Source organism: Bacillus sp. LK2, assembly GCF_001043575.1.
GTDB classification, from domain to species: Bacteria; Bacillota; Bacilli; order Bacillales; family Bacillaceae_G; genus Bacillus_A; species Bacillus_A paramycoides.
In genome coordinates this window covers 1-25,591 of sequence record NZ_LDUK01000010.1, presented here as the reverse complement: position 1 = coordinate 25,591, position 25,591 = coordinate 1, and the positions used below count along the sequence as shown (strand labels likewise).

Annotated in this window: 23 protein-coding genes and 2 pseudogenes; 9 read left to right on the top strand and 16 right to left on the bottom strand. The window is 31.8% G+C overall.

The genetic code is table 11. From position 1 onward, the window contains the following. Positions 1-73: 73 nt before the first annotated feature. From VK90_RS08480 to VK90_RS08470, 3 genes and pseudogenes are all read right to left on the bottom strand, one after another. Positions 74-613 carry a DUF3994 domain-containing protein gene (locus VK90_RS08480; protein WP_053081386.1) on the bottom strand — a complete coding sequence of 180 codons (540 nt, stop codon included), beginning with the start codon at positions 611-613 and terminating at the stop codon, positions 74-76. Between the two features lie 250 nt (positions 614-863). Then, positions 864-1,572: pseudogene (locus tag VK90_RS08475) on the bottom strand (IS6 family transposase). Between the two features lie 334 nt (positions 1,573-1,906). Then, positions 1,907-2,431: a tubby C-terminal domain-like protein gene (locus VK90_RS08470; protein WP_048372013.1), complete on the bottom strand. Its 525-nt coding sequence runs from the start codon at positions 2,429-2,431 to the stop codon at positions 1,907-1,909. Between the two features lie 1,049 nt (positions 2,432-3,480). Here VK90_RS08470 and VK90_RS08465 point away from each other — a divergent pair. Together VK90_RS08465 and VK90_RS08460 are read left to right on the top strand one after the other, a co-directional pair. Further along, positions 3,481-3,831, top strand: a complete 351-nt coding sequence (locus VK90_RS08465; RefSeq protein ID WP_048372011.1) for a hypothetical protein — start codon at positions 3,481-3,483, stop codon at positions 3,829-3,831. Positions 3,832-3,964: 133 nt separating this feature from the next. Next, entirely contained in the window at positions 3,965-4,252 is a 288-nt protein-coding gene (locus VK90_RS08460) for a DUF5316 family protein (RefSeq protein WP_048372009.1), read from the top strand. Positions 4,253-4,714: 462 nt separating this feature from the next. Here VK90_RS08460 and VK90_RS08455 read toward each other — a convergent pair whose 3' ends face one another. The 3 genes from VK90_RS08455 to VK90_RS08445 form a co-directional block, all read right to left on the bottom strand. After that, complete coding sequence (locus VK90_RS08455) at positions 4,715-6,928, bottom strand: N-acetylmuramoyl-L-alanine amidase family protein (protein WP_048372008.1); 2,214 nt, start codon at positions 6,926-6,928, stop codon at positions 4,715-4,717. A 790-nt stretch (positions 6,929-7,718) separates the two neighbouring features. Then, positions 7,719-7,979, bottom strand: a complete 261-nt coding sequence (locus VK90_RS08450) for a hypothetical protein (protein ID WP_048372006.1) — start codon at positions 7,977-7,979, stop codon at positions 7,719-7,721. 29 nt (positions 7,980-8,008) lie between these two features. Further along, positions 8,009-8,197, bottom strand: a complete 189-nt coding sequence (locus VK90_RS08445) for a hypothetical protein (RefSeq protein WP_048372004.1) — start codon at positions 8,195-8,197, stop codon at positions 8,009-8,011. Between the two features lie 61 nt (positions 8,198-8,258). Between VK90_RS08445 and VK90_RS30205 the strand changes: the two genes are divergently transcribed. Further along, positions 8,259-8,411 (top strand): hypothetical protein, encoded by a 153-nt coding sequence (locus VK90_RS30205; protein WP_197088206.1) that lies wholly within the window; start codon positions 8,259-8,261, stop codon positions 8,409-8,411. A gap of 275 nt (positions 8,412-8,686) precedes the next feature. Here VK90_RS30205 and VK90_RS08440 read toward each other — a convergent pair whose 3' ends face one another. The 4 genes from VK90_RS08440 to VK90_RS08425 form a co-directional block, all read right to left on the bottom strand. Next, the gene (locus tag VK90_RS08440) at positions 8,687-9,235 is read right to left on the bottom strand and encodes a 2'-5' RNA ligase family protein (protein ID WP_048372002.1); all 549 of its coding nucleotides are present in this window, start codon (positions 9,233-9,235) and stop codon (positions 8,687-8,689) included. A gap of 132 nt (positions 9,236-9,367) precedes the next feature. Beyond that, a complete protein-coding gene (locus VK90_RS08435) occupies positions 9,368-9,547 on the bottom strand; it encodes a hypothetical protein (RefSeq protein ID WP_048372000.1) in 180 nt (59 codons plus the stop codon). A 242-nt stretch (positions 9,548-9,789) separates the two neighbouring features. Then, the gene (locus VK90_RS08430; RefSeq protein WP_048371997.1) at positions 9,790-10,221 is read right to left on the bottom strand and encodes an SMI1/KNR4 family protein; all 432 of its coding nucleotides are present in this window, start codon (positions 10,219-10,221) and stop codon (positions 9,790-9,792) included. Positions 10,222-10,274: 53 nt separating this feature from the next. Beyond that, entirely contained in the window at positions 10,275-10,454 is a 180-nt protein-coding gene (locus tag VK90_RS08425; protein WP_048371996.1) for a DUF4083 family protein, read from the bottom strand. Positions 10,455-11,039: 585 nt separating this feature from the next. Between VK90_RS08425 and VK90_RS08420 the strand changes: the two genes are divergently transcribed. Then, a complete protein-coding gene (locus VK90_RS08420; protein WP_048371994.1) occupies positions 11,040-11,429 on the top strand; it encodes a hypothetical protein in 390 nt (129 codons plus the stop codon). A 465-nt stretch (positions 11,430-11,894) separates the two neighbouring features. Here VK90_RS08420 and VK90_RS08415 read toward each other — a convergent pair whose 3' ends face one another. The 6 genes and pseudogenes from VK90_RS08415 to VK90_RS08390 form a co-directional block, all read right to left on the bottom strand. Then, positions 11,895-12,326, bottom strand: coding sequence for an SMI1/KNR4 family protein (locus tag VK90_RS08415; RefSeq protein ID WP_048371993.1), 432 nt, complete (start codon positions 12,324-12,326; stop codon positions 11,895-11,897). Positions 12,327-12,668: 342 nt separating this feature from the next. Continuing rightward, positions 12,669-14,213, bottom strand: coding sequence for a hypothetical protein (locus VK90_RS08410; protein WP_048371991.1), 1,545 nt, complete (start codon positions 14,211-14,213; stop codon positions 12,669-12,671). A 611-nt stretch (positions 14,214-14,824) separates the two neighbouring features. Further along, a complete protein-coding gene (locus tag VK90_RS08405; protein ID WP_048372023.1) occupies positions 14,825-15,340 on the bottom strand; it encodes a hypothetical protein in 516 nt (171 codons plus the stop codon). 185 nt (positions 15,341-15,525) lie between these two features. Next, complete coding sequence (locus tag VK90_RS08400; RefSeq protein WP_048371990.1) at positions 15,526-16,371, bottom strand: alpha/beta fold hydrolase; 846 nt, start codon at positions 16,369-16,371, stop codon at positions 15,526-15,528. Between the two features lie 389 nt (positions 16,372-16,760). Further along, the gene (locus VK90_RS08395; protein WP_048371988.1) at positions 16,761-16,940 is read right to left on the bottom strand and encodes a DUF4177 domain-containing protein; all 180 of its coding nucleotides are present in this window, start codon (positions 16,938-16,940) and stop codon (positions 16,761-16,763) included. A gap of 185 nt (positions 16,941-17,125) precedes the next feature. Then, positions 17,126-18,088: pseudogene (locus VK90_RS08390) on the bottom strand (M9 family metallopeptidase N-terminal domain-containing protein); the annotation flags it as partial. A 592-nt stretch (positions 18,089-18,680) separates the two neighbouring features. Here VK90_RS08390 and VK90_RS08385 point away from each other — a divergent pair. The 5 genes from VK90_RS08385 to VK90_RS08360 all read left to right on the top strand — a co-directional run bounded on the left by VK90_RS08385 (position 18,681) and on the right by VK90_RS08360 (position 25,152). Beyond that, positions 18,681-20,798 carry a peptidoglycan D,D-transpeptidase FtsI family protein gene (locus tag VK90_RS08385; RefSeq protein WP_048371984.1) on the top strand — a complete coding sequence of 706 codons (2,118 nt, stop codon included), beginning with the start codon at positions 18,681-18,683 and terminating at the stop codon, positions 20,796-20,798. A gap of 93 nt (positions 20,799-20,891) precedes the next feature. Next, complete coding sequence (gene lepB, locus VK90_RS08380; RefSeq protein WP_048371982.1) at positions 20,892-21,401, top strand: signal peptidase I; 510 nt, start codon at positions 20,892-20,894, stop codon at positions 21,399-21,401. A 908-nt stretch (positions 21,402-22,309) separates the two neighbouring features. Further along, positions 22,310-22,612 carry a hypothetical protein gene (locus VK90_RS30635; protein WP_048371980.1) on the top strand — a complete coding sequence of 101 codons (303 nt, stop codon included), beginning with the start codon at positions 22,310-22,312 and terminating at the stop codon, positions 22,610-22,612. Between the two features lie 179 nt (positions 22,613-22,791). Then, the gene (locus VK90_RS08370; protein ID WP_048371978.1) at positions 22,792-23,052 is read left to right on the top strand and encodes a hypothetical protein; all 261 of its coding nucleotides are present in this window, start codon (positions 22,792-22,794) and stop codon (positions 23,050-23,052) included. A 699-nt stretch (positions 23,053-23,751) separates the two neighbouring features. Further along, positions 23,752-25,152 (top strand): zinc dependent phospholipase C family protein, encoded by a 1,401-nt coding sequence (locus VK90_RS08360; protein WP_048372021.1) that lies wholly within the window; start codon positions 23,752-23,754, stop codon positions 25,150-25,152. The last annotated feature ends 439 nt before the right edge of the window (positions 25,153-25,591 follow it).

The window sequence follows — 25,591 nt, the reverse complement described above, 5'->3', positions numbered from 1 at the left end:
CCTTTACTATTTTATATTTATTTAGAAACAGGTTACCTTTTACAAGCAACCTGTCATACCCCTTACACTATTCTTATTTTCTTCTTTCTGCTTCTATCTTGTTTCCTTTATCGTCTACCATATGTAAAGAACCTGCTCTTAGGAACTCAACCTTATAGTCTACTGCTACTTTCATTTGTTTTGCATCTATTTTCTGACCATCTTTTACAAATTCTGTTGGCATGATTGTCACTTTCTGCGTTTCAGGATTATAATGCCATGCACCCTCCATATGGTTGTTTTCATAGTCTGTTTTACCAGAATCATCATAGAATGTGAATGTTTCATCTTCACGGAAGTCTATACCTTTGTGGAATTCAGAACCTCTGTAACTACCCCATTCACCCATTAACTCTTTGCCGTTTTGCGATATTTGAACATTACTATCTTCAGATGTAGAAGTTGAAGGGCTATCGAATTTTACCCCTGTTTTATCACTAAGAGAGTTTGCTTGTTTTACAGTAGCGTCTTCAATTGGCTTATACCCTGTTTTCCAATATCCGTTACCTTCTTTGATTAACTCCATAGACTCTTTTGCTTTGTCTTTATCCGTATCTTTGCTTTCATTATGCATACTCCTTCTTAACAGTGTTGTAATTGACTAACATATGGAACTGTAACATAAAATAAATAAACAAATATAAGCTCATTTTTTTGTCCTTAAAGGAAATTTTAGGAATTTTAATAATATGATAACATGTATTACGGTTGTAGAGAATCCCCCCTCTGCATGCTTTTCTTCCCAATTTACCCTTATTCGACCTCTAACGTTTAGCGATTGGAGGCTTTTTTATGCGGTTCTGGTGCAATGATTGCATCTATTCTTATGCAGCTATTCCGAATAGTTGATGAATAAACTTCATTACATTTTGGACACACTTGTCCCGTAAAATAAGTTGGCCTTTTTTAATGATATGCATCGCTTCTATTCCTGAAAGAATAGATTTAGCTGTATGAAAAGATTTCAATCCTAACATTGAACGAACTCTCTTTTTAATAAAACGATGATCTTGCTCTACAATGTTATTAAGGTATTTTATCTGCCTTATTTGGATGCCTACAGGCATCTTTTTCTCTTTCTTCAACTCTTCAATCGCTATAGGATAGGCCGGATTTTCGTTTACTGTAATCACACGGGGCTTTGAAACATGAAAAGGCTGCAAAGCTTTCTTGAAAAAACGCTTTGCAGCCCTGTAATCTCTTGTTTTGCTTAAATGAAAATCAATTGTATTTCCTTTTGAATCAACAGCACGATATAAGTACATCCATTGACCTTTGACTTTCACATACGTCTCATCGACTCGCCAAGAATCATTGGTTGATTTAAGATGACGTCGTACGCGCTTATCTAATTCGGGACCATATTGATGAACCCATCACATGATCGTTGTATGAGCAAGGGATAAGCCCACGTTCTTCCATCATTTCGACTAAATCACGAAAACTGAGGTTGTACCGTAGGTACCATCTCACGATTAATAAAATAATATCCGGTTGATAATGTTTCCACTTGAATAGATTTTGCTTTTCCATACCAATCACATCCTTTTTTAGAGTACTAGTATCAATTTCTAGTTAGTATTACTGATAGCAGTTAAACTAACTGGGAGATACTGTTAACTAAGTAAAAATATAACTTTAACAGAATTCATATAAAAAAGGTGTTTTCAGGCATGGAAAGCACCTTTTCAGTCTACAACTATTTTTTAATAGTCTAATACTTTTTTCTATAGTTTAAAACATTTTTTTAATGGAACAATATGAGTCGTATCGCCAACATTTTAACGAAAACATACGCTAAGCAAAAAATATAATAAGCTGCCCATATGGACAGCTTATTTACATAATTTTCGTTATTGGAAGTCAATTATTCACCGATATAAAACAGACTTTGTGCAATACTCGTAAAAAATTCTGGTTCTTGTATAGGAGAATCCTTTTCTATCTCTAAGTATGTTTTAAACCATTCTGATGTCTTCATTCTCCACCTTGCTACTTCTTTACCTTGATAATAAAATTTTGCCCAATCCATTGGTACTTTCTTTACTATGAGTTCACAAGACTCAGATTTAATAAGAAGCTCAGGGGATACAACTTGCCATGAAATATAACTTACTTCATACTCTTCACCTGTCAGATAGTTAATAACTTTATACGTAGGCTTTCCTAACCATTTGGTATTCTTTATGCACTGATAAACTATATCTCTATCATTGGAATAGACATCAATTTGAACGTTCCAATCAATATTCCATATATAGGTTGTCATTTTTGTTAATATATTTTTGTAATTCCTTTTAAATGTGAATGCTTTATTTCCAGCTTCATCTATAACATCGACTGATTTAGTAGAGTCTTTTACCTTAGGGGGTAAGTATGTATATTTCTTCATTCTAATACTTCTCCTTTATTTATTTCTAATGAAAACAATACGGTTTTAATTGTTCTTTTACTCGTTTTTGTAGTCGTAATTTATAAGAAAAGTTTTTTATTTTATTGTATCATTTAGAATAATTAATTTGTTGGAAAAAATGGATGTATACCATATACATACTCGGTTAACATAACGTCTCATTATTGGGATTCAATGTATTTAGAAGACTATTAAAAGTCCTCCAGCTTGTTTAACTGGAGGACTTTCGTGTTCACATAATTATCGTTAGCGGAAGTTATCCTGTCTTTTATTTAGAATGATTAACGAGTCCCATAACCAGAAAAATAATCCTGCAGAAACTATATAAATAATACCTATAGCGTTGATAAAAATTAAACCATCATAATGAAAATCACTTACACTTATGAGCTGAAAAATAATTAAAGCACCCACTATGTATATCAACAAACTAAATATAGAAAACCTTTTTAAGGGTTATTTTTTATATTTTCATAGTTGCCAAATTAGACAACTATGAAAACCGCCTTAAACCCTTGATATAATAGCTTTTTTTTGTGGTTTATGAGTCAATTTACTCTCACTCTTATATATAGGGCTAAAAGCAATGCAATGGTTCTCGGCTTGGATTTGTAAGTATACGAGCCGAACCGCTAGATCATACGTCCCAGATTGGCTGTTATCCGCCATAACGCTACGTTTTAAATCCGTGGGATCTCGCCCCTACACGACGAGCTAGCACTCCAAACAAAAAGCAACGGCAAAAGATCAAAACAAAGAAACAACTAGCTCCCCGTTTAGTGTTTCTTTAATTTCCTTGAATTTTTCTAAAATGCGGTCAATAGAATTATTCATTCTGCGCTCACACCCAAAAACAAGGCGAAAATCGTGCTAAAATACAAAAATAGACAAATTCCATCAAAGGATTTTAAATACACAATATGGAACTCGATTATAGCATTAAGCATAAATAGACAAACCTCAACAAATATTCCAATCCCACATGTCATTGATACGAATAAATAAATTATATTAGGAGGAGTAATTTTATGATTGATGGAACTAATGTAGAGGCTATACCTGTATTTTTTTGGAGAATATATTATAGTGTTTTATTTATCTTTTTAATCATTGGTATTTTAAATTGTTATCAATTTAAAAAAGATAAACTCAAAATGAAATTAAATATCTTGAATTTAATCTTTATTGTTTCAATTCCAGTTGTTTCTTTGCTTAATTCAATTAATCGAAAAGGTAACGAATATGATCATTTTATGTATTCTTTAAAACAATTTGATATATGGGCTATATATACAATGATAGGGTATTTGTATGTAATTATTCATTTCTTTTGCAGTTTTTATTTTCTGGTAACTCCAAAACTACAACCTAAAAACTAAATTTAAAATACACATGTATATTCTATACAAATTTACTTAACATAACGCATCATTATCGGAATTTGTTTGAAGAATATACACTCAACAATATGGTATAATGTGGATATTAAATTTTTTTGAAGGAGGGATCATAATGATAAAGAGAGGACTCATTTCAGGAATACTTCTATTACTTATCGTATCTGTAGAAGCTTATTTTAGTGGGGATTGGAGTCACATTTATTATATATGTGGAACTATGGGATTAGTTAGCATTGGGTTAGCTTTAGCTTACTTCATTGATAGCTTAATTTTAGGTAATAAAGGAAACTTTTCTTCAAAAAAGGAAACGCGTAAAATTGGCCGTATCGATCAATCAAAAGGTTTTTTAATAATGGCTATTCCAAATCTTATAGCAGCACTAGTTTACATTGTTATTTAATGTATATCGTATACATGTGAGGTTAATATAACGTAATATTATCGGTAGCAAAAAAGGGGATTCCTTATTCTCACAAGGAATCCCCTTTTTCTTTTTCTATAATCCTATCCATTTTTTATACATTCCTATTCTGGCATGGGTTTTAAGGTTCTCATTTGTTACTGAATTAGCCGAAAAACTGTATAAAATCTTGCATGCTCTTAGCGTGGCTTTTTTCCAAAATGCTGGCGATACCACATGCCCCTCAAGCTAAGATTTTCAGAACCCCCCATAACAAAAATTTTACCTTTTCACAGTTATTCATAAGAGTTCGGCTCATTTTTTTTTGGGGGGCTTTTTATTTTTCTTAAGTTGATGGGTATGTATGGTGACCCCTAATATGGAAATATGGCATACATAGAATAAAGGAATGCAGTACACATCAGCATACAAGCATTCCCTTGTTATTTTTATGTTATTGTTTTACATCTTATGTCCCCACTGGTCAAAGTGATAATCTTTACCGTCGATTTTAAACCAACCGTCTGAATAAAGTGAACCATCTTCTCTAGCACAATACCAAAGGTATCCGTATGCAAGAGGCCAAGGTCTATATCCACCACCAACTTGGAACCATCCTGTTTTAGCTGCCCCATTCTCATCGAAGTAATAATACTTACCATCGATAGTTTGCCAGCCCGTTTGTGCTACGCCGTTATTGTCAAAATGGTATAACTTACCATCGATTTTTTCAAACCCTGCTCGGTTAACTGATCCGTCTTCATGGAAATAATATCTTTTTCCGTCAATGTTTTCATGAGCGTTGAACGTAGAATTGCGACCATTTGTGAAGTAGTATCTTTTACCGTCTATCATTTTCCAACCGGTATAGAAAGGTCCATCTTCTAAACTATAATATTCCACTATTTTCTCTCTTTTGTTGATACCTGTTTTAAAAATTGAACCGTCGTTATTAAATGTTAATGTTTTATTGTCAAACGGAACGTTAACAACGCTGTTTATAACTTCTCCCTTTAGATTAGAAACTCTCTCAAGCACACCTTTATCGGAAACGTGAAGGATGACATCTCGATCTTCTATACGTATTTCCTTTTTATTTATATTGTAATTTTGGAAATAATAAATTTTACCATCTATATCTTTCAAGCCTTCTTTAACGAATGCTCCAGAAGCATCGGAATAGTTCTCTCCTCTCCAGATTGATCGTTGTAAAACACCGTCATCATTAAAGTGGTAGTACTTATCCTCAATCTGTGAATCACTTCCACCTCCAGTAACCATGTAGCCATAAGGCGATGAGAAATAATAAGTTTTCCCCTTAATTTCTTGCCAACCTATCATGAGAACTCCATCAGCATCTGCAAAGGAATAACCAGTACCTCGATTTATCCAACTGTTCTTTATCACGTTTCCAGAGGAATCTTTTGCACTATATTTAGTAGAGTCCTTTTCATTAGGTATAATCTCTATTTTGTCATACTTCTGTCTCTCATTTTCTTTACCCGGATACCACTCTATTAACCAATTGTTAATTTCATTGTTGCTTTTATCAGAGAAACGAATTTCAGATTTGAAACTCCAATCAGTACCAAATTGAGAAATATATTGATTACCAGCCAAACTTACCCCATTTTTGTTATTCAAACGGAACTGAAATTTACCATCGTTAGAATTTCCTATCTGAACAAGTTCAAACACTTCATCATCGCCAAGCGAATCGGAATATTGAAGTCCGTTTCCTTCTTTTCCTGAAAGATATTTTGAACCTGTTTTTACGATTACTTTATTCGTTCCTTTTTTATAAGGGATAATTTGATAAGGTTTACCGTCATTTAGTGTAATGAATGGCAGTGCCATAGATGTCTCTAGGACGTTAGTACGCTCCGCCAATACATCAGATAATCGATCATAAAAATCTGCACGAGCTTTAGGATCATTATTAACATAGTTGTCAAGGACATCTTTAGATACTGGCTTTGAAGTCAATGTTATCAATCGTTTTTGCTCATCTGATAATTTATTTGCTATCTGATCAAATAGGTAATCTGAATTTCTAGCAATCACCGTCCAATCGCCAAAGGAGTCGCCGGAATATTTTTTGTAAAGTGGACCAAGAAATCTTGGGTTTTTACCAGATGCTTTTTCTACAAATGCATGTTGGCCTTGATTTATCACAACTCCGGTCTTTCCTTCGTCTAATTGTGCTTGTGTAATGTAAAGAAGATCGTGTTCTGAGACATTTGCTGCATTAGGGTTTAAATCTATAATTGCACCTGCTTCAGTAATTTTAAGCTGCTGCCCAGATCTTAGTTGATGAGTTTCAATTCTTCCATTTGGATAGCGTACTTTAACTGGTTTAAGAAAATTCGAATCACCGTATGTATGATACATGGAAATATTAAATTCCCCAGATGTAAAACTAGGAGCCTGGTAAGTTTCGTTTTCTGCATATACATCAATGTGAGTGCCTGGGTCTGGATTCTCTGGGGTTATTCCAAGTGCTCCATAAGTGTTTGCTACAGCACCTAATACAGTAATAGTTATATCTACTACCGCACCTATTCCTGCACTAGCCTTATTTTCTCCAACAGGAGCCATAGAAAAAAGAATGCCTAATGCTGCTGTTACAGGGATTACCTTCTTTCCAATTCCAGTTATTTTATACTTCTTTGTCATTTTGTTCTCCTCTCTTTGTGAAAATATTCACTTTTGAATCATCTAAAATTAATGTTCGGAAGTTCAGTTTAATTTAAATACCTTTCAAATTCCTTTCGTAAATATTACAAAAGTCTTTCATTGATTTTAAACTGTAACAGCTGAAGTTATTAAACATCAATAAAGTTTATCTGTAGCTTTACGTGAAATAAGAAGGATCGAAAGAACTTTATATGCTTTAGAGGGTTACAGAGTTCTGAACTTAGAAGACGGGTACATGGTAGCTAAATAACTGGAAAACAAAAAATAATCTTAATCTAGCTGTATTTTTTATTAATTAATACAGTACGTGAAATTTTATCATTTCCTTATTAAAAAAGCCCCCATAGATATTACACCTATGAGAGCTGCCTAAGGGTATTCCAATTCGACTACTTTCTATTGTAACAGGCTTTCGCCATACATAAGAAACATAATGAACCAAAAACCGACGATCATAATAAGAACTTCTTTAAACCTTTGCTGAAAGGAAATACGACCTTCCCTCATTCTACATGCCCCTTTTCTCTACAACTTTTAATATGTTAAAATATAGAGGAAAGAAATCTGCCAATTTCTTTCCTAGACGGTCACTCATGACTTTGCTCTTTGTTTGCTTTTGCAAATGAAGAGCTTTTATTTTGCATACTTATACTTGCTTTCCAGCATCGCATAACGTAATAACTTTAACTTTGTTTCTTTTTTCAATGCTTTCCATTCCGATACAGCTATCTTCATTCCTCCATTAATTAAACTTGTTATTTATATAGACTTATAAGTTCCAGTTATTAATTTTTCTAATTTGCTTATCCCTAAATCCTTTATGAATAGCGAAGATTTCTGGAAAATCAGAGATACACAAATCAATAATTGTATTGTCGGTTGTTCTTATATAGTAATATTGAACAGCTCCCTCATAATCCGAATATAAATAGTACTTATGAATCTTATAATCTAATCCATTTTTCTCTAATACCTCATAAAGCTTATTTTTAGTTTCATCCATTACGTCAAAAATGGTTAACTGCTCCATTATTAACAGCTCCTCATTACGTAAATTTACTAAACTAACTCTAAGAACAAGGTTGTTTCATGATGTTCATTAGTACGCACATTAAACTTTTTCCCAGTAGCTTCTAATGCACTAAAAAGCATTCTTTTATAGCCTAAATCCATAAAATCTACACTGATTTGACCATGATTCATAATAAATTGAAGATTAGCCATTATCTTTTTAACTTTCCGTTCCATGTAATAACCTCCCTAATATAGTTATATAACTTATAATACTTTTTATAGAGGAGGTTGTAATATGGCTGTTAATAAAGACAAGTACACTCAAATTTTAGTTACTTTTACAAAAGAACAAGTTAAGCAAATAGAGGATTTTTGGCACGATAACAAGATTAGTAACCGAAATAAAGCAATTCGTCAGATCGTAGACAAAGGGTTAAGTCGTAAATAATGACTACCCTTTTTATTTTTCCTAAAAACATAAAAACGCATGTAAAGTCCGTTTCTCTCTTAACATGCGTTTTTATAACAAATATGACTTATTGTATTGATAAGCCCATTAAAATCTCATACAACCAAATCTGAGGAGCCATTTTTAGTTAAACTGATTTTTTTCATGTAGAGGCGTACCACCCACATTTTAACGAAAATATACGCTAAGCAATAAATACAATAAGCTGCCCATATGGACAGCTCATTTACATAATTATCGATGTAGGAAGTCAATTATTCTAGTTCTTTTGTAAAAATAGATGGTGCTCCAATAAATACATCATCTTCATATACAAATTCCAAAAGAGATACCTTTTTAATTTTGGCTTTTAATTTATCAATTTTTTGGGAGCAATATGTAAAAGCTTCTGTTAACTTATCTGGACTTAGCCTATTGGCGATTGTGCAATGAGGAATCCAATTCCCAGAAATATACAAAGAGTTCGGATCATTGTTATATGTATTAAAGTGTTCATGATGATTATTATGAAAGTCCAGTAATGCTTTTGAAGAAGTCGGCGAGATGAATAGTGTTCCTGTATTTAAAAATACCCCTAATACACTAAATACAATATCAACTCTAGATTTTGAATCATAAAATATATCCATATCTTTCATAAAGCTTTCTTTATCAAGACAATCATAATTTGCAAGGGTAATATGTGGTCTCTTGTCCTTAGTTTCTATTGAGTAATTTGAAATGGATTGCTCGCGTAGTTCTCTCCATATCTCCTCTAAGTATTGTTCCGTTGAATCATCAAAAAAAGCTACAACAGCATACATGATTTACCCTCCCATTACATTAATTAACCATATTTTCTAAATTATATCATACTGGATAAAAACTAAAATTCAGAAGGTCCTTATGTATGCCCTATACACGTTCAGTTAACATAACGTCTCATTATCCGTAGTTTAATTTATGTTGTTTACCTGTTTTTTGATTTCATTTTTACCAATTTGATAACCTGAAATTGCCCCTAGTATCAATAAGAAAAAAACATTCCATTCAAATTTACCTGTAACAAAATTAAATACTAAACTACATACAAATGCCCCAATAATAAATAAAAATAATTGATTAAATTTCATCATTAACGCTCCCTTTTAGTTAACAAATCAAGAACATAAGTATATTCTCGATAAAAGTAAGGAAACCCTTTTATATAACGTGTTTTTACCAAGCTAACATAAAAGCACCTGTCAGTAGTCACTTTGTCTAGAAAAAACCCCTTCAATTTATTTGCTGAAGGGGTTTCATATTTACATAATTTTCGAAAATGGAAGTAATTCTGCTTGTATTTCTTGAAAGGACTTGTGTTGTGGTTTGTTATATATTATTCTTCCCACCACTCATTTTCAATTGCATTTTCAATTTTCTCTAATAAGTGTTTGTAAAAGTTGTCCGCTTCTGGATAGATACCTTTTTCATGGGCACTCCAGTTTACAACAGGACATTCATTGTTCATCATTTTTTCCGTATCTAAACAATAGGAATACTCATCGCAATGCTCAATAATAATATATCCTTTCGGAATGTTGAAGGACTTAAATCTGTCATGGTAATGCAAAATATCGTTGCAGTCGTTCACATATAGACCATTACCCCCGCCTCCATATTCCTTTAGAAACCATCGGTAACTGTCTGGAAGCTTTACGTTAAGTCTCTCTTCAACTTCTTGAATGGCTTCTTCTTTCTCTTTATAGAAATACTCCCTTTGATTATTGAATTCAAGCAATTCTCTAATTTTACTGCGATACAACTCCATTTATGTTCCCTTCCTTTTCTTCATCTCAACTACAACTCCCTCTGTTTGGAGGGTCAATCTTGGTTTTGTTTTTCTAACAGTTGAATAACCCTATCTAACTTTTGCTCAACTGGATCTTGCTTTTTGTGATTGCTGGTATGCCTAATTATACGTATAATCCCGCCAAATAGTGCACCGATGATTACTAAAATAATAGCAGCTCCTATGTAATAAATAGAGTTTTCTAAAGGCATTATTTAGAACCTCCTTTTTCCCTATTTTACCATTTAAAAGAAGTGATATGTTGTTTGATTTTGGTTGTATATTCTATACATATCAGGTTAACATAACGTCTCATTATCGGTAGCAAGAAAAGGGGATCCCTTATTCTCACAAGGAATCCCCTTTTTCTTTTTCTATAACCCTATCCATTTTTTACACATTCCTATTCTGGCATGGGTTTTAAGGTTCTCATTTTTTACTGGATTAGACGAAAAACTGTATAAAATCTTGCATGCTCTTAGCGTGGGGTTTTTCCAAAAAGCTGGCGTTACTGTGAAATGAAAATAAAGTTATTTAATTTTAAAAGCTCAAACAAGCATACCCCGTTCTAATTTAGGACGGGATTAAAAATAAAGTTGTTTAATTTTTAATTTAAGATACTTCACTATCCTAAAAAATATAACAATAAAGTCGTTTGAAAATCTAAATTTTATTGAACAATCGCTCCCTATACTTAAGTAAGGATTGTACTTTTATAGCAACTTCTTTTGGTTTAAGTTATTTTCATAAAAATGTTAATATTAGTGAAAATAACTTATTAATAAGGGGACTACTAAATGACGAAAATTGAATTTGGGATTCTAAGTAGCGAAAAAGATGAAAAAGCAATTGTTAAAAATATCAATGACTATTTAGCGTCTCTAAATAGAACATTATCCAAACAAAAAAACAAGAGTATGCTTGATGCTCGGCTTCCTTATATTTACAAACATTTTTATTGGAACCTAAATAAGGCTGAGAGAGTTTATTTCGAACTTTACCCTAACAAAGATATAGAAGGAAAATACAGATTCGAAACAAAGAAGAATTTAAACTGGATAATCTTTTTTAATAAACTAGATCTAGTAACGGGAGTTGAAAATCAGGAAAAATATATTAAAGATATATTAGAAGCTACCAAGTTTGAATTTCAATTCCTTAAAGAATCTCTTGAGAGCGTAGAATGACACTATTGAGGTTCAAGTTTCTTTAAAGGAGTTCCTCCATTAAATGGCTCGTTTGATGAATAGTATGACTAACATTTTTAAATGCCTTTATTATTTTTCAAATGACTTTATTAAAAATTAAACAACTTTATTATCTGTATACACTTAAATTAAAATATTTGCTCATAGCATCCTTCATTACCAAAATAATCACCCTTACCTTCCTACAAATTTTTCTAATAATTCGGCATATTTTTGATCATTTCCCCAAGCTCCTGCATTTTTCTCAGCGTTTGGTAGTTTCTATCTTATTATCCTTTTTCGGAGGATGGGCAAAAACACCCATCATCAAGAAACTATCGCGGCATAATTGCTCTGTTTCTCTAGACAAAAAGCCAGTATCTAAACTGACTTTTTTCTTTTAAAGATTTTCATTCATTATTTCTAATAATTGATTACATAAATTTTCATGTATATGTTGTTTTTTTAAATGTCTAATAAAGTATTCACACCTACATTATTTACTAATAATTCGGTTAGCGATGGTGCAATTTTCACTGCTTCCTCAATATCCAAATCTGCAAACCTGTTATAATATATCCCAAAACCATCTTTACCCTGTAAATAGATTAATGCACCACCTCCTTCATCATCACCAATTGCGAGTGAATTAGGGAGATATTTCTGCACTTCATAAGTTTCATTCATTTCAATGCACCCCAAAGCACCCCAAATTCGAATATAAATTTGGTCGTTAACATTAATTTCAACATCTGAAGCTAGCTGAATTATTTCTATATATTCTGTAGGTACATCTATTGTTGAAAAATCCTGAAGCGCATTAATTTCTTCTTCTTTCGAAGGAGATTTTTTAGCATCAATTTTATACACACTACTGATATTATCTAATCTATTCATTAATAATCAATCCTTTTGTAAGGTGATAATAAAGTTATTTAATTTCGATATAAATATATAAGAGCCTTGCTACATTTTTTTGTAGTAAGGCTCTTTAAAGCTGTTTAATTTCTATCCATATAAATGTATTGGTACTCAAAAAATCAATAATAAAGTTGTTTAATTCTTATTGAATTAATGTTACTTTGTAACAAAGTAACATTAAAAGGTGGCTGAAAACATTGATTTTATGGCTTAAGAAACCAACGTATTTTGAAAATTGGGTTTTTAACCCATGCCTCTGGACTTTGTCTTAATTGAGTCTATTTTAACTTCAAAATCTTTTGAACCAAAAAGCTAATTTTATTCTTCGATTTTCCAGGCTCGAATCACTTTTTCATTCCCTGTTACATACATCATGTTTTGATTAAAACATATATGACTTATGCTGCCTTTGAGCGCCTTGAAATATCGTGCTTCGCCGTCTAGGCTAAGTTCTATAAGAGTTCCGTTTGCTAATCCTAATACTAGCCATTGACTGTCTGGGTGCCATGTAATCGAATGAATCGCACTATGAAATGTTTTATAAACTGGGAGTCTGAAAATGAACTTTCCAGTATGGGCATGTATTAAAGAAAATGAACTTGGAGAATACCGATCATCAGCTATACCGCCAATCGCAATATAGTTACCACAAGGGCTTACACTTAAACAATAAGCCTTTAAATCCCCACCAAGTTCTGTAATCCATTGGAAGCTTTGGTTAGTTAATTCAATACATCCAATTCTTGACCCATTTCTTGACCCATCCATGATGTAAATGCAATTTTCTTGTTGAGAATATACCATAAATTTGATATAAACACCTTCGGAAAAGTGTATATTCTTTAAAAAGTCCTTTTGGGTTAATACAGGTTTCCACTTACGTAAATCTAGATCAACCTCTATGAGATGATACTTCTCGGGATTCAGGGCATCATTTAACCACGGATGTGATTGTACGGCTTCTTCTGAGATTCTTAATTTCGTTCCTTTTACAGTTGCTGGTTTGATATCAAAGTGAGTTTTCTCATGTAAATCTTTCCGAGGAACTAGCGCAATAAATTTATTTTCATTTTCCGATATCCATGTAAATGGCGGAGATAGCGGAAGAATATCAATCAAATTTAATGGATATAGATTGCAAATAGCTACATGTGCCCGATATCCTTCTACTAAAGGTCCATCAGCTAAAAGTACGGAGTCATCATCTCTTTTAATCATTTCACGTCCAATATCAATAATTTCATCAATACAATGAAGAGAACTTCCCTCGCGGATTTGTATTCCGGGTATATCCGAAACATACATTCCACCATTGTATGTATGTATAAATTTATCTTCGAAAAGGTGAACTAGATTGGAGTATCCTTTTCTCGCATTATCTTTCGCACAAAGCATACCTTTTTGCCGGTATAATACAGTGGGTTCAGCTACTTTATATGATAATAAAAAAACAGGTACAGATTGCTTCTTTTCTTCTGACGATAATTTATATAGTGGTTTAAGATCATGTGTATGGATCGGTGCATAAATGTTATCGCTTTGTATATCAAACATATCCCAGTTAAAAGCTCTTGCAATATCAAGACGAAGCTGCGTATAAAACCACAATGATTTGTCGTTGTTCAAATATTTCCAAGGTATAGATGTTTCTATACAGTTACATAAATCTGAATCGATGCTATCCCCATTTCCATCAACAAAGGATAAATAAATCTCCATATAATAGTTCCCTTTTTCAAATAACCATTGAAAAGCAGATATTTGTTTGATTTCTAAAATGGAACTCAGGAGCTCGTTGCACTCTTTTAAAGTTTTCGTTTGCTTATAACTTGGAAGGTTGGCAATTCTAACATTTTGACTCACGTATATTTCCTCCTTCTACTAATTGATGTATTTCGCAAGTTAAAATAGAGTCACTTGTTAATTAAAATAGAGCCGGTTAGTATTAACTGCTTTCAAACGATTCTTTTGTTTCTAGCATTCTATAAGTACCAAAGATCATATTAATCACATGTGCACGATTGTCATCCAATCTGTTAATACAGCGGCTAATACTGGATTATGAAATACTTCTTCCCAACGTTCGAATGACTTGTGTTGATTTAGAATAATGTTTGATTAAAAAGTAGCTGAAAATATTTATTTTACCACAAAAAAATCCCAAAAAAGAGCCGAAGTAAAAGAAGAAAGAAAAATTAAAACGCTACAGGAAGTAGTTCCTGAATTGTCTAAGCAATGGCACCCTACTAAGAATGAAGGTATTAATCCAGATTGAAAAGCGATAATAATGTTATTTAATTTAGATATAAAAAATACAAGAGCCTTGCTACATTGTATTGTAGTAAAGCTCTTTAAGGTTGTTTAATTTCTATCCATTTAAAGGTGCTTGCACTCAAAAATCAATAATAAAGTTGTTTAAATCTTGTTCAACTAAAGCACCCGTTAGTTCAATAAGAAAAAATTATCTATGATTATTAAAGTGGCCCACCTTCAAAACCAATAGGCCATCCATCGTCTTTAAATTTTACTTTATACTGAAACTCAAAGTGACCATCATAAATAAAAGCTAAACTAAACCCTGAAAATATATAATCGTCAAAATTAACCATCTTTCCAAAACATATTGTGGATAGATAGTAGTTCTTCATTTCTTGATTAGGGAAGAATTTATGTAAATATTTTAATGCACAGCTTATATGTAGATGGAGTTCATCGAATATTTTTTCTGCCATTTCGATAATCTCCACATCGGGATTTTCATTATTCCCTTGAATAAAAATCTCCACATCTTCCCATTCTCCGATATTAATACTATAAAACCACCGTTCTTGAATGAGATACTTCTCATTTTCGTATACAGTGGGATTAACTAGGTTTAATTTTTTTACCTCATCTTTAGTTAACGGTTTATCAAGAATAAGCTTTTTATGCAAAATGTCTTTGATATTAGAGACAATATATTTAGATTTATTTAATTCTAAAGAGTCCATTCTCCACCTCATAAATTATAAAATAAAGTAAATTCCCCCTTAATTATATCATCATCCTTATTCAACTATCCTGCACCGTTATTTCAATAAGAATTAAACAACTTTATTATTTTTCAAAGGACTTTATTGTAAATTAAACAACTTTATTATCTCTTAACATCTCTTTTTGGCAATCGCCACGTAGTTCAACATTTAGATACCCAATTATGAATTTCATTTGCTACTTTTTTGGGGTTATCCCAATGAACCATATGGTCAGTTTCCTCCATAGAAACAATGGTGACATTTTCTATATGTTGTTTTAATTTGTTGATTCCAGTTCTTCTAGCGTTAATTAAATCTTCTGGAAGAGTTGCGTGGATCAGAATCAATGGTGATTTTATGTAAGGATAAGTTGTTGTAAAACTTTCTTTAAAAAATGCTTTAATAATAGATAATACAGTAAACTTTGAACTAATAAGTTCATATTTTTCTTTTTTATTAAAAAGTGTTTGAACCATTTGTTCAATTTTTTCATTCCATCGTTCTGTACATTGTTTGTACTCCCCGATTACATCAGTCCAAGTGTCGAAAACAGAGGAATTTTCCATATAATCATTCCATCCATCATATACTTTAGAAAAGGTCATATCTTCCTGAAAATCTGGAAAAGTATAACCGCCATCTAGTAAGATAACCCCTTTAATTTTTTCAGGATACATTTTAGCATAGTGTAATGCAATATCAGCTCCCCAAGAATGGCCTAAAATATAAAAAGGATCTTTTAAGACTTGTTGGAATACATTGTTATACCATTTTGCAATGTTTGAAAATAGATAGCCATCTTCAATTATAAAAGGAGCTGTCCCTCCGTGGCCTGGATTATCAAATGATAATATATGAAAATTATCTTCTAGATATTCAGCTAACTCAGAAAAGACTGCCCCACTATTTCCAAGTCCGTGTAAACAGACTATCGGTGGTTTGGTATTATTCCCTAATTCGTAATAATGAACATCAAGCCCTTCGATAGTTAGATTAATATCCTTCATGATACTCTCCCCCTATTTAAAATTAATTATATTTGTTTATTTCTATAGATTATTATAGTATTCCTCCTTCCCCTAAACTGCCCCTTTAGTCGGATAAGGATTTTTAAACACCTTTATTATTTTTAAATGATTTTATTGTAAATTAAACAACTTTATTATCTCTTTACATATTCGGAGTACCGCCAGCATTTCGGAAAAAAACTACGCTAAGCAAAAAATACAATTAGCTGCCCATATGGACAGCTTATTTACATAATTATCGTTATTGGAAGTTGATTAATATCAGTTCATTTGTTTTATAAGTTAAATCGGAGACAACTAAATTTCTAAATATCTCAATTTTCTTTTGTATGTTATTCAAAGAAACTTTCTTCGTTTTTCGAAAGGAGTTATTTTGTTCGTTCAAAGATAATATCAAAGTAATTCGCGTACCCCATAGTTGGTGGCGCAAATATTTGAACAAGTTTCCAACCGTCTTCAGCATGTTCAGTAATAATACGTTTATAATCTTCTTTAGGTTCCCCGTTCCATTTATTAACTTCGATTTTTACGAATTTGTAATCGTGCATATCATTTCCCCCTTTTCTTAATTGTACCATTTAGAAGAATCTTATGAGAATTCAACTCATTTTTTTCATTTTGGAGAGCAACCAAAATCTTAAGTTGATGGTGAAGTGGTGTTACTTTCTTTATATATTTGCAAGACATTTGAAAGATATATAAACTATGATAATTTTAACAACATGGACTATAAGAAATATAAAATGAGCCAACTATTTTCATCCGTCACATTACGGATAAGCGCCATTTTATTGATTTCATTTATATAACTATCAATCTTCCCATACCACATTGTCTCATTTATCTCTTTACCTGAGAGGCGCCAATCAATCTCTATATCGGCATCAACAGCTTGCATTACAGCGTATACAGCGCCTCCTTTCTTACGGTCATTTTCATATGTAGAAAGGTTATTATTATACTGTTTTAAATTTTTTGCTGCATACTGTACTGTTTCAACGTCACTAGAAGCATTTCTCATCAAATCCCCGTAAGCAGTTACAACTAAATCTTGCTCAGCTGTACCGAGTTTGAAGTTTGGATTCTTTGCAATTGCTTTTAATGCCGGTAAACACTTATCTTTGAAGCTTCTCTCTTTTAAATAACTTAATCTCTCATCTTTATTATTCGCTCCGACATAAAAAGCAGAACGGAGCACTTCAGTAAATGTATCAATTCCTTTTGTATCATCTTTTGTAAACGTACTTCCTTGTTTCTCCAATCCATTCATAATTACTTGCATACGCTCTTTATTTCCATAGAAAGCTTTTGTTTCTTCGTTATACTGGAATAAACCTGTAATTTGTCCGGATTGAATATTTGCTAGTGTATCAATTAACTTCTCATCGCTCATTTTATTCAGCTCATCCAAAGTATAGCTTTCCTGCGACTGCTTCGCTTTCACACTTTTATTAGCGGGGGCTGGCTTCTGTGAAAAATCTCCTACTTTTAAACGTTCTTCAAACGATAATATTTCATCAGCTTTTGAGGAATGAGCAACTGCATCTTTTGGCTTTTCTATCCCTGCTGGTTTCATTTGCAGTACATTGTAAGGTACCTTTTCTTCCGCCGATACTTCAGCTTGCAACGCACCTAATGACAATGCCATTGTACTAATTCCAAGCATAATTTGATTTATTTTCTTTTTCTTTTTCATAAATTCCCTCCAGAACGATATATAACTAAAACAAAATAATATATTTTTTAAATGATTCGAATTAAATATGCAAAATTGCATACTATTGTTGGGGTACGACAACGATTCTTTCTTTTTGGAGCCACTCACAAAACAAAAACAAGAGGAAAAGCGATATTTACTATTTAACCTTCTTGTTTTTTTATTAATTTATCAATCTACCTGAAGTAGATATTTTTAAGGTCTCTTCACCATTTTCTGTGGTTTACATATAATCCTGGGTGTGTTTAACGTTAAGTCAATCCTTTGAATCGTCTATAAAAGTATACTTTTATAGACATAACAAACGTTCTTCACTTCTTTGAATACGTAGTGATAGAAACTAAACCACAAGGTGTACCTTTTGAAGTGATGAGATGTATTTTAGGGGTATTAAAGTTTCTTAAGTTGATTGCATGTATAAGTGCTCTCTTTTTTTAAAAATATATATTAATAAAATCAGGTAATACTTTAGAAATTCTTTAAATTTATTTAACTTTACTTATCCTTATATATTATTTAATATATTTAAAGTAAAAGTATTGGATTTAATATTATTAAAGCGGAGGTTTACATGAGCAAAGGAAAGCCTAATAAAACAAAGAAAGATAAAGTTACTTTTAGATTAAACGCACTGTGTTTTTGTGTGTTTTTACTATTTTCAACTATTATTCTTCAGTTAGGAAAAGTACAAATCGTTGATGGAGAATCTTATAAAAATATAGTTGAAAAACAAGAAAACGAAACCATTAGTGTCCCCGTTCCACGTGGACAGATTTTTGATCGAGAAGGTGAAAAGGTTGTTAACAATAACGCTATTCGTGTCATAACGTACACAAGAATGAAAGGTATACAATCCGATGATATTCTGAAAGTAGCTAAAGACCTTTCAAATATAATTGAAATATCCGAAGAAGATATAAATAAATTAACTGAAACAGATAGAAAAGATTTTTGGATGCAAATGAATAAAGAACAGGCCCAAAAAAAAATAACGAAACAAGACGAGGAAAAACTTAGAGCAAAAAATATTGAGGGAAAAGGGTTTGATAATAAAATAGAAAAATTGAGACGAGAACGTGTCACTGATGAAGAACTAAGTAAATTAACGCCAGAAGACCTAAAAGTATTAGCTATTAAAAGTAAAATGAGTTCAGGATATCAAATGACACCTCAAGTTATAAAAAAGAACGCAACCGAGAAAGAATACGCAATAATAAGTGAGAATTTAGAAAGATTCCCAGGGGTAGATGCAACAACAGACTGGGATCGTAATTATGTAAATGGGGATTTATTCCGTTCGGTATTAGGAAATATTACAAGTGCTGAAGAAGGGCTTCCAAAAGAAAATTTAGACTCTTATTTAGTGCGTGGTTACAATCGTAATGATCGCATTGGAAAAAGTTATATTGAACAACGATATGAAGACGTATTACATGGAGAAAAAGCTGAAGTTCGAAATATTACTGACAAAGAAAAAAATATTACTCAAACAGAAATGATTTCCAACGGGAAGAACGGAAAAAATTTAACATTAACAATCAATATGAAATTACAGAAGCAGGTTGAAGAGATTATTGAAAAGCGTTTAAAAGAGTTTAAAGGTTCAGAACCACTATTAGACCGAGCGTTTGTTGTAATGATGGAGCCAAAAACAGGTCAACTTTTATCCATGGCTGGAAAAAAATTAGTGAAAAAAGATGGGAATATAAAAGTAGAAGATTATGCTTTAGGTACATTGACTAGCTCTTATGAGCTTGGATCTACCGTAAAAGGAGCTACACTTTTAACAGGATTTGAGACAGGTTCCATAACGCCAGGAACATATTTTCATGATGCACCTATGTATTTTAAAGGAACAAAACCCAAAAAATCTTGGAAGGATTTTGGAAGTATTGATGACCTACGAGCGTTACAAGTTTCATCAAATGTTTACATGTTCAATACAGCTTTAAAAATTGCAGGCATAAATTATGTACCTAATGGCTCATTAAATATTACAGCAGCTACATTTGATAAAATGAGATATTATTTTGGACAATTTGGTTTAGGTGTTCCAACAGGTATAGATTTACCAAATGAAGATATTGGACAAATGAGTAAAGAAAATTATCAGCCAGGTTTCTTACTAGATTTAGCTATTGGACAGTATGATACGTATTCACCATTGCAGTTAGCACAATACATTTCTACTATTGCAAATGGGGGATATCGAATGAAACCACAGATTGTGCAAGAAATTCGAGAGCATACAGTGAAAGAAGAAGAGATTGGAAAAGTTGTACAATCCATGGAGCCAGTTGTATTGAACCGTGTAGATATGAAAAAAGAATATATTGATCGAGTACAAGAAGGTTTCAGAAGAGTATTTCAAGAAGGTGATGGAACAGGTGTGCATTATTTCCAAAAAGCTTCTTATAAACCGGCTGGTAAAACAGGAACAGCACAAACAGTTTATGGAGGAGATGATCCTGTTGGTAGAGATGAACAAGGGAAAAGAATCCGTTGTTATAATTTAACTTTAGCAGGATATGCTCCATATGATAACCCGGAAGTCGCATTTTCTGTTGTTGTACCATGGGTATATGATGATAAAGGTGGAATTAATTCAATGATTGGTAGAGACATTTTAGATGCATACTTTGAATTAAAAAAGGATAAAGGGGATAATACCCCTTCTCAAACAAACTAAATAAAGCGAATGAAGATAATAAAAAAATGCCCCCTGCATTAAAACTTAGTAGGCGGCATTTTTTATGAAATTATTAATAAGGAATGGAAGCATATGTTATCTGAAGAACAAGAATATAATCTTAATTTAAAGTTTTTTCTATTTGGTATGTTGATGTTTTTGTTGTTATTTTTCAATTTTGATTTTTATAAAGTAAAAGGAAATTCCATGTACCCCACTGTACAAGATCAAGAATATATATTAGTAAATAGAGCAGCTACAACAATCTGCCCATTATATCATGGGCAGATTGTTGTTATAAAAATACCGAACGATTCCAATTATTACATAAAAAGGATAATTGGTTTGCCCAATGAAACAGTTAAAATGGTTAACGATTCCATTTATATAGATGGGGAGAAACAAGAAGAACCTTATGTTTACAAAGATTTAATTAATAAAACTGAATTTTTCTCCAACTTTAGCGAGAGGAAAGTGCCTTCAGGCAAATTATTTGTAATGGGAGATAATCGTTATAAAAGTATGGATAGTCGAAACGGTCTAGGGTATATAGATAAAACTAGTATAGTAGGAGTGTTAGCTTGCAATTTTGGGCTTTTATAAAAAGTACATGGTGTTCCCAGAAAAAACAGGGGTTTGAATAGTATAAATCTTGGGTGAATAAATGAATACTTGCTAATATACATGAAGACCACAACAATAGCAGCACCCTGTTAATATAGTTAAATTATTATTAATATTGAATTTGAAAATAAAAAGAACTTGTAGGTATCTCTACAAGTTCTTTTTTAGATAATGAAAAAAAGTGAAATAAACTATCTCATAACTTGAATCGGAGCAAACACTCTAACCACGGGTTGATATTATTATATATCAAATCTTAACATATCCACTTTTGATATTTGAAAATTATGCTAATTTAGAAGAGGAGAACAAAGAACGGTCTTAAACCCCTAAAAATTTCAATTAAACATTTTGAACAAAATGTTTTAAATCAATATACATTTCGTAATAAATTATAAGTATAACTAAATAGAGAAGAATATATAGTATATTCTTATAGAAAGATCTATTTTTATATTCGATTCATATTTATTGTTATAATATGAATCGATAGGTATAGATAAATATATTATGTCAATATATTTGTATTGCATATATTTCCACGGTGGATTTTACAAAAAGTTAAAAATTGTATATTTTTTACAAAAATGTGATATAATTTTTGTTGAAGAGCAATCTGTAAGTCCCATTAAAATATGTGGTAAATTTGCATGGGATATGCATTACATATTCGAAAAGAGATAGTGCACTTAATAAAAGTGTTTTTATCTCTTTTTTTGGTTCAGGTGCAAATATCATTTGATAGAGACATAGAACCTACACAGTTTTTTCGATTCTAGATTAGGATGCTTACAAATCACAGTTAGAATCTAATGGTATAAAAGTTATCATACCAAATGATCCTGAAAGAGATGTTGTAAACAAGATTATTTATGAGGAGGATCAATTTGAACAAAAAAATTATAAATTTCTCTGTATATTGCACTTTGAATGTCTTTATGTATCTAATGGCATATTTCTTTGCCATAAAACCTGCTATTATTACAGCAACAACTGTAGACTATAATAGGATGAAATTTTTAACTATACTATTTGTACTTACAGTAATTTCAATCCTATATGGCTTTATAATGAAAAAAATTATTCGTCATAATTCCAAGCTCTCGCATTCAATTACAAATGAAAGCATACTGTTTACGTTTAGCCATATTTTTACTGCTTTTATTTTCTTGGCTATACTGTTCATTTAACTCATATATAATGTGTATTATAAGTGAATTTGGTAAGTTTCAAGACTAATTGCTTATCCCTATTGGTGTTATGTAAACTTATATAAATAGCTTATTTATAACATAAAAAACAGAAAATTCATGATGTAATAGGCCTGATAATATCCATAATTCAGAAAATTAATATTAGGAGTGAATTTATGCAACCACTTGTTGGACAAAAAATAATTAATTATAAAACGATAGACAAGCTGTTTATAATTTTAATTTTACTATCGAGTACTTTAACTTTTAGTATCGGTCAATTTTTATATGTTACACTCTTCTTATTAGGGATTATGTTTATATATAGAAGCATAAGAGATTTTAATTTAAATGTTTCATATATAATTATCGGTCTTGAATTAGTATTAGGTGTATTTTTAACCATATATATGGCAGTTAATTATTTAGTTGCTTAGATGAAAATATAAAAAAGAATACTGCCTTTTAAGGTGGCATTCTTTTTTATATTAATGCGATGTTTTTTGTTTACAGATTTCTTTATTTATAGTGTTTTGAAAGTATATTTTTGTTATTGATTTTGCTAAAAATAGATATAGTCGGATAAGATTAATGAAATCAATATTTTGAATGTACACTAAAATCAACAAGTCGCTTAGCAATACGCTTCAAATAAAGTATTGTAACAAAAACGTACAGTATTATTACGATGCAAATAATCCTTAGCGTGGGTTTTATTTTAGTACGTTGGCCGTACCCCATGCCCATCAACTTAAGATTCTGAAATACCCCAAAACGAAAATTTTGTGCATTATGCTCATTTTTATTGTTTTGAGGTAACCCGTTCTTTTTAGCTTGATAGCGATGTGGTGGTACTTTTTTTATATATTTGCAAGACTTTTGTAACATTTATGAAAGACATTTGAAAGATATATAAACTATGATGATCTTAAATGCCCATCAACTTAAAAATTTTATAACATCGCAAAACAAAAAAATTATGCATTTTCACATAAAGATGTCAATTTTCTCGTTTTGGAGGTATTTGTATTTCTTAGCTTGATAGCGATGTGGTGGTACCCCTACTTAAGGATATTGAATTTACTGTTTATATATATAATAATCATTATACTATTGTATTCAGAAAGGAAAATGAAATGAAAAAAATTATACCTACACTATGTATAGCTGGGATGACTTTAGCTATGTTAGGCGCATTCCCTCATAATAGCTATGCTCATACTGATCAAATTGATTTAACTGAGAATGATCCCATTGTTGCAAAATGGTCTGCAGAGGCTCCCTATCATTCTGATAAAAGTACACATTTATGGATTGCAAAACAAGCTATTGAAATTATGAAGGCAGAGTCTAATGTGGAAACAAATAAGCAGGCTGTAGACTTCTTAAATTTCCCACAATATAAAGATTTATTTTCAAAAGGATTGTATGATGCAGATTATAATTCTGAATTTAACGATGGCGGGTTAGGAATTGGCGGAGTTTTCAAAGGCGGATGGAAGTCACACTTTTATGATCCTGATACTCAGAAAAACTATCGAGGCGAAACAGATCCAACAGCTCTTACACAAGGAAAGAAATACTTTTATGAATCTGGAGAACATTTTCGAAATAAAGACTATGAAAAAGCTTTCTATTATTTAGGAGTAGCCACGCACTACCTTACAGATGCTACACAACCTATGCATGCAGCAAATTTCACTGCAATTGATACAAGAGCTATCAAATATCATAGCCACTTTGAAGACTATGTCACAACTATTCAAGATCAATTTGCAGTCAATACTGGCGGGAATTATAACGATTCTTTCTCTAAACCTGAAGAATGGATCGATTATGTAGCAAAAGTAGCTAAACCTGAAATCCAGAATATCGTTAATGATAATACACTTAAGTATTACAATAGTGGTAAAGCACAATTGTGGCAAGAAATGGTTAAACCAGCTGTACAGCGAAGCTTAACAGCTGCTCAACGCAATACAGCAGGTTTCTTAAATCTTTGGTTTAAAACTTTTACTAAAAATGAGCAGGCTCCAAGTATAGAGAAGGCATTAATCTATGATACAGAAGGAAATATCGTAGAGGAAGGCAAAAACTATTATATCGTACCAAGTGAATCACCTTATCAAGGTTTAACATTTAAATGGTTCGCAGCAAATCGTTACGATTATGTGTTACTTGCAAATGGAAATAACAATGCACAATCTGGCACACCTATAGAATTTGAATTTTACAAAGAAAATGATACAAAATTACACCATGGTGAGAGCGTATATCTTCACATGAAGAGCTCGAGTTATGATCAATATCAATATTTAAATTGGTCTAATTATTCTAGTTGGGTTCACCTTTCTCAAAAATCTGATAGTTTAGCTGATTTCAAAATTCAAATAAACCCGAATAACCCTGCAGAATATAACATTTATACAGATGGTTATCCATTAAATTATGAAAATATAAACGCAGAAAAAAGTTGGATCGTACTAGGAAAAAAAACGCAAAAACCTAGTTCCTGGAAGTTTATACCTTGTAGATAAAATAGGTATATGTCTGTTAACTGAATGAAAGTGATGGTTATCATATTTTCGAATAGAACTTGTATAGAGGTACGGAAATGATTCAGGGAATGAGGCGCCAACCTGGTATTTACTTCCATAAATATTTAAGGAATGCTCTGACATATCTAAATCCTCCTCCCTTTTCCTTGCTACCGATAACGATTACGATAATTATGTAAATGAGCTGTTCATATGGACAGCTCATTTTATTTTTTGCTTAACGTGTTTTTTTCCGAAATGCTGGCGATACCCCATGCCCATCAACTTAAGAAAAGTAAATACCCCCAAAAAGAAAAAATGAGTTGAATTCTCAAAATAACTAATTGTAGAGAAAGAGAATTTTCATTTAGTGTGTACTTCAAAACCTTAGCTTGATGGTGATGGGGTAGCACCACACATCCATCAACTTAAGGTATAT